Origin of the sequence: Pyrobaculum sp., from assembly GCF_049971835.1 — an archaeon.
In the GTDB taxonomy this organism is placed as follows: Archaea; Thermoproteota; Thermoprotei; order Thermoproteales; family Thermoproteaceae; genus Pyrobaculum.
The window spans coordinates 1-4,494 of the sequence record NZ_JBMFKV010000152.1 but is presented as its reverse complement, the minus strand read 5'-3'; the positions used below and the strand labels follow the sequence as shown (position 1 = coordinate 4,494).

Below are 4,494 nucleotides of genomic sequence, written 5' to 3'. Positions count from 1 at the left end.
CGGCCACCACGAGGAGCCAGAGCCCCCAATACAACTACAGACCACACACAGAATACCCGCCGCGTGCAGAGCGGAGCCCAGTCAAGGCGCTAAATGCGTCGCCAAAGGATATATAGCTGAGCTAAGTTTAACCCTGTCTATGGAGGTTCTGGAGAGGCCCCTCCCCAAGCCCTCCTCGGAGGACTACGTCTCGGCCCGGCTTTTGGAAGCCTTAGCCGGGGGGCGTCTGGCGGCGGAGTTCCTAAAGAGGGGCCTCGTTAGAAACGCCGCCGGCAAGGCCTTCCAGGCGTGGAAGGCGCTGATGGCGGCCTTATTAAGGCTGGAGCTAGACAAGCTGAAATCCCTCGCCAAGACTGAGGAGGAGAGGAAGTGGCTTGAGTCGACGGCGGTGCCCCGGGTGCCCACGGGCCGCATGAAGGCGCTCTCCCAGATGCTTGAGGAGGTTGGTTTTGCTGGGTTCTCCTTTGGGACGGATAAGGCCCTAGATCTCCGCGACTACCAGTACCACGGGCCGGATCCGGACATGGCGTGGTCGAAATACCGCAGTAGAGAGGAGGCGGCGAGGGACGTGGTCTTGTTATTGAGGGAGCTTGTGGCGAGGGTCGAGGCGGTGAAGTACAGGGTGGGGTGGGGCCCGGAGCTTGAGGAGGCGCTGGGGGTGTTGAGGCGGGGTTTGGGTGGGTAGCGGCGTCGGCGTGGTTTGTGGAGGTGTCTGCCGCGCGTAGAGGTCGGGGGTTTCGTGGATAGGCCGGATAGCTAGCTGTTTCTGTATATAGGTAGTTTATGCTCATCGCCGCGGTAACGTTGATGGGGGGTAATATGCCTGTTTTAGAGTAATGATGTCATATTTGCGGCTTGTCTAAACAGACTTTATGACATGTAGGGAGTTTGACTTTAAGGTATGTCGATTGTGATAGCAATTTAAGAACGGGGCAATTCTTATAAAATGTAGCTTAACCATGGCTAATGTCATGTAGCTGTGACGGGGTAGGTGGCGTATTTCAATGGGATGTTGCCGAGTCTGCTCAATGCTGTATTTTATTGTTGTATGTCTAGTGAATACTGCAAGTCTTTAGTTATAGATTGTCTTAAAAAATTTGATAAAGATCATGAAAGTTTCTATAATCAAAATTCAAGCCATTTGTTAACTTCTATAGGGAGGCTGGGCGCTGAATGGCGACGGTGTATCTGTACGGAGGAGAGGAGATTCGCGGGGGTTGACCCCAGGGTGGATCTCTACCTCCAAACTGAGAACGGCCATTTCTTAATTGAGACTAAGCTCTGTGTAACCTCCGCAGGCTCTGTTAAGAAAAATTTGCTAGCCAAAGCTAAAGCCACTGCCGAGAAGCTAGAATTACAATTGGTTAACCTCGTGTTGCTACTGCCAAGGGGCGCCTCCCACAGAATCTACGATAAATTGGTGCACTATCTCATGTACTTGCTATCAGAGTACGGTGTAGAGATTAGAGTTACGGGGGTGGAGAAGGTGTCGGTTCTCGACTTACAAGGCGTACTTGGCATAAGAATAAATTCAAAGAGAGCTGAGGAAGTCTTACAAAAAATTTATAGGGTAGGGCGCATACTGCTACTAGAGGTATGATTATCATTAGGTTGGGTGCGTTGCGCGTCGCGCCGAGGAGTCGCTTTAGACTAGTCGCCGCTCTGGGGGTGAGCTTGGTAACCGCCTTTGCGGAGGTGGGGAGGCTGGACGGCGTCAAGTTCTGCCGCTGGGAGAGCCACCCCGAAGTGGTACACGTGAGGTGTAGCGAGGTGGACGCCGAGCCCTCTCTCGACGCAGTGGATCGGATCGCCGAGGTGCTCCAGGTCGGCGGCGTCACAGCTGTGTTGAGGGGGAGGCTGGGGGACGCGGAGTTGCGGGTGGAGGTGGATTTCTACAACGCTCCGCACCTGCCTGTGGGCCTCGGCATGACGGACGAGCCTGTGGATGTGCTGGCGGAGTTCGAGGGCTACGTGGGGGAGGATAAGGTCGACGCCTTTCCGCACCTCATAGACGCCGAGCCCGAGGCGGCTAGGCGCTTTGTAGACGTCTTGATGGGCCAGCTGGCGCTGGCCGAGGTGAGGGCGGCTACCCCCTACGGCGTCCGGGCGCTGACGGCCCTCGGCGCGGCGTCGGTGGTCAAGGCGTCTCGCAACTACAGCCTCCGTCTGCACAACGCGGTGCCGCTGTGGTACCGGCCTTGGGGCAGAGCTCTCGCCGGCGACTTATACCGCGAAGTCTCTAAGGAGCACAGGAGGCTGGCCTGGGTGCACGGCGTCTACAAGGCGGTGCACGCGGCCAGCGCGGAGCTTCTGGAGGTGCTGAAGAGGTACTACTACGTCAGGCCGGTCCACTCCGTCGGCGGCCTGGCGCTCTACCCCAGGGCGGCTTCTCCCCCCACCGAGAGCCACAGCCGCGCCGTCGCTGAGCTGAGTGTGGCGCTCGAGAGGGCGCTCTACGCGGCGTCTAGCGAGGGGGTGAGGAAGACTCTGCAGGAAAAGGGCGTGGTGTGGTGGAGCGACTATGTAAAATACCTAGCTCACTACTTTAGACAAGAGCTCGCCAGCAGGCTGGGGCGGTAGGGCCCGCTACGCGCGGCGCCGGGGTCGAGGTGTCTGGGCCTCCGCTGACGTGCCTCTGCCTATAGAATCCCCATTGCCATTACCACTCTCACTGTTTCATACGTCTTCACTACCTTCAGCCCTTTTTTGTCCTGTTGTTGATTGTTTTGGTTCTTAATTTCCTCAGCCATGCCCCTGTTTTGGCTCGTGTTTTTAAATATTACTTTATACACGCCGAGGTGCACCGTAGGCGCGTCCTCGGCGGCGAGGCGGCCTCGCCTGTGCGACACCGGCGCCGTGAGGAGGTCTGCCCCGCCGTGGAATTCGCCGTGAGGATCGCCTCACTGGCGGGCCCGGTGGGATTTGAACCCACGTCCTACGGCTCTCTCCGCCGCGCTCCGGAGGCCGCCGCTCTGTCCTGACTGAGCTACGGGCCCCTTTACATGTCCCTGGTGTGTTTTTAAGTGTTTTCTCCGCGCCGCGTGGAGCCATGCGGCGGCCCCCTCTGGACTGAAAGCGGCGGGGGGAGGGGGGTTAAAATCGCCGCCTTCTGCACCGCCTGCGGCCGGTGGATCGGGGCGGGGGGTCGGACGCGTGGCGCCCCCGCGGCGTCTGGGTGGTGGATGTTAAGGCGTCGCCGTAGTTGACTGTGGGTTTTGGTGGAGAGGATTGGTGGGGCCGGAGGGATTTGAACCCCCGCCTTCCGCCCCTTTGGGGTCTACGGGTCTGGAGCCCGCCGCTCTGCCTGGCTGAGCTACGGCCCCGGTGTGTCTTTGTGTTTTCTTGTTTTTAAAGTTTTCCTGCCGCCGCCGGGGGCTACGCTACTCCTGTTTTGGCGGGCGCCGGTGTGGCGGCGAGTGGGCTGGGGGAGTCCGGAGGCGTGGGCGCGCATGGGGGGTTGGCTGTGGATTCTCTGCCGTGTATTGCGGATGGCGTTGCGGTTGGCTTGTGGTGTCTAAGCCCGGGAGGCTTTCTTCGGCGGTGGTGGATGCGCCGCTTCGCGGCGTCTTGTCGGTGTGAAGGACTTGGGGCTATTCAAGGCCGGCGTCTGTCAGCCTGTACTCTATCCTGACGTCGGGGGGCATGCCGGGCACGTCTAGGGGCCACATGTGGCCCTCCGGCTTCTGTTTGTTTGGCCTGGTCATCATGAACCTGGCGTTTACGGCGTGTGCCAGCACGTTGCCGCCGGCTGGCCTCTTGGCGCCTGCGGCGAAGACCTCGGGGATGTCCATTACCTGGTTTGTCAAGACCGACGTGAGGCTGAAGGTCCTGGCGTGTCTCCTCAGCCAGTCGACGAGGTAGTGTATTCTCTGTTGCCTGGCGGCTAGGTGCTCCCTGCCCACGAACTCGGCGCGGTAGAGGGCTGTAATTGTGTCTATGACGACGAGTCTGCAACCCTCCTGTATGTGCCTCGGCAGGTCGAACTTCACTATCTGCTCCAGCTGGACGACGTTGGCTGGCTGGTAGACGTAGATGGAGTCCATGACTCTGTCCACGTCGGCGCCGAACCTCTTGGCCACTGCCTCCGCCAGCCTGTCGTTGAAGGTGCCCTCCGTGTCTATGTAGACCACCTTCTCCGTGAAGCCCTCCTTCAGCGCGGCGACTGAGAGCTGGTGGGCGAACATGCTCTTCCCCGCGCCGTACTCCCCGGCGAATTCGTATATGAAGGCCTCCCTGACCCCGCGCCAGGGGGTCTTCTCGTCGAAGTCGGAGAGCCCCGTCTTGAAGGTCCTGGCCTGTCTCTGCCTGATTTCTCTCAGTGTGACGGGCTTGGCGCCGCCCACCCTCTGGAGGGCTTGCTGCAGTATTTTGACGGCTCTGTCGTACTCGATCCCCGCCTCCACCAGCTCCTCTATGGTGAACTCGGCGAGGTGCTCCACCGACGTCACCCCCAGCTCTCTCAGCTTCTCCAGAGTTTTGGGCCCGACCCCTTCC

5 protein-coding genes and 2 tRNA genes are annotated in these 4,494 nt (G+C 59.6%); 4 read left to right on the top strand and 3 right to left on the bottom strand.

The window, feature by feature from the left end; all coding sequences use genetic code 11:
• Positions 1–139: 139 nt before the first annotated feature.
• From ACP5J3_RS11115 to ACP5J3_RS11105, 3 genes are all read left to right on the top strand, one after another.
• Positions 140–685 carry a PaREP1 family protein gene (locus ACP5J3_RS11115; protein WP_428495756.1) on the top strand — a complete coding sequence of 182 codons (546 nt, stop codon included), beginning with the start codon at positions 140–142 and terminating at the stop codon, positions 683–685.
• Positions 686–1,141: 456 nt separating this feature from the next.
• Complete coding sequence (locus ACP5J3_RS11110) at positions 1,142–1,600, top strand: hypothetical protein (protein WP_428495755.1); 459 nt, start codon at positions 1,142–1,144, stop codon at positions 1,598–1,600.
• Complete coding sequence (locus tag ACP5J3_RS11105; protein WP_428495754.1) at positions 1,597–2,580, top strand: hypothetical protein; 984 nt, start codon at positions 1,597–1,599, stop codon at positions 2,578–2,580. The genes ACP5J3_RS11110 and ACP5J3_RS11105 overlap by 4 nt, the downstream gene beginning before the upstream one ends.
• 324 nt (positions 2,581–2,904) lie before the next feature.
• On the opposite strand, the gene ACP5J3_RS11100 is transcribed toward ACP5J3_RS11105, so the two are convergent.
• Positions 2,905–2,996, bottom strand: a tRNA-Arg gene (locus tag ACP5J3_RS11100).
• Positions 2,997–3,041: 45 nt separating this feature from the next.
• Between ACP5J3_RS11100 and ACP5J3_RS11095 the strand changes: the two genes are divergently transcribed.
• Positions 3,042–3,206, top strand: coding sequence for a hypothetical protein (locus ACP5J3_RS11095; protein ID WP_428495753.1), 165 nt, complete (start codon positions 3,042–3,044; stop codon positions 3,204–3,206).
• Positions 3,207–3,229: 23 nt separating this feature from the next.
• On the opposite strand, the gene ACP5J3_RS11090 is transcribed toward ACP5J3_RS11095, so the two are convergent.
• Together ACP5J3_RS11090 and ACP5J3_RS11085 are read right to left on the bottom strand one after the other, a co-directional pair.
• Positions 3,230–3,323: transfer RNA gene (locus ACP5J3_RS11090), tRNA-Trp, on the bottom strand.
• Between the two features lie 267 nt (positions 3,324–3,590).
• On the bottom strand, positions 3,591–4,494 hold a 904-nt coding region (locus ACP5J3_RS11085; protein ID WP_428495752.1), incomplete at its 5' end, for an ATPase domain-containing protein.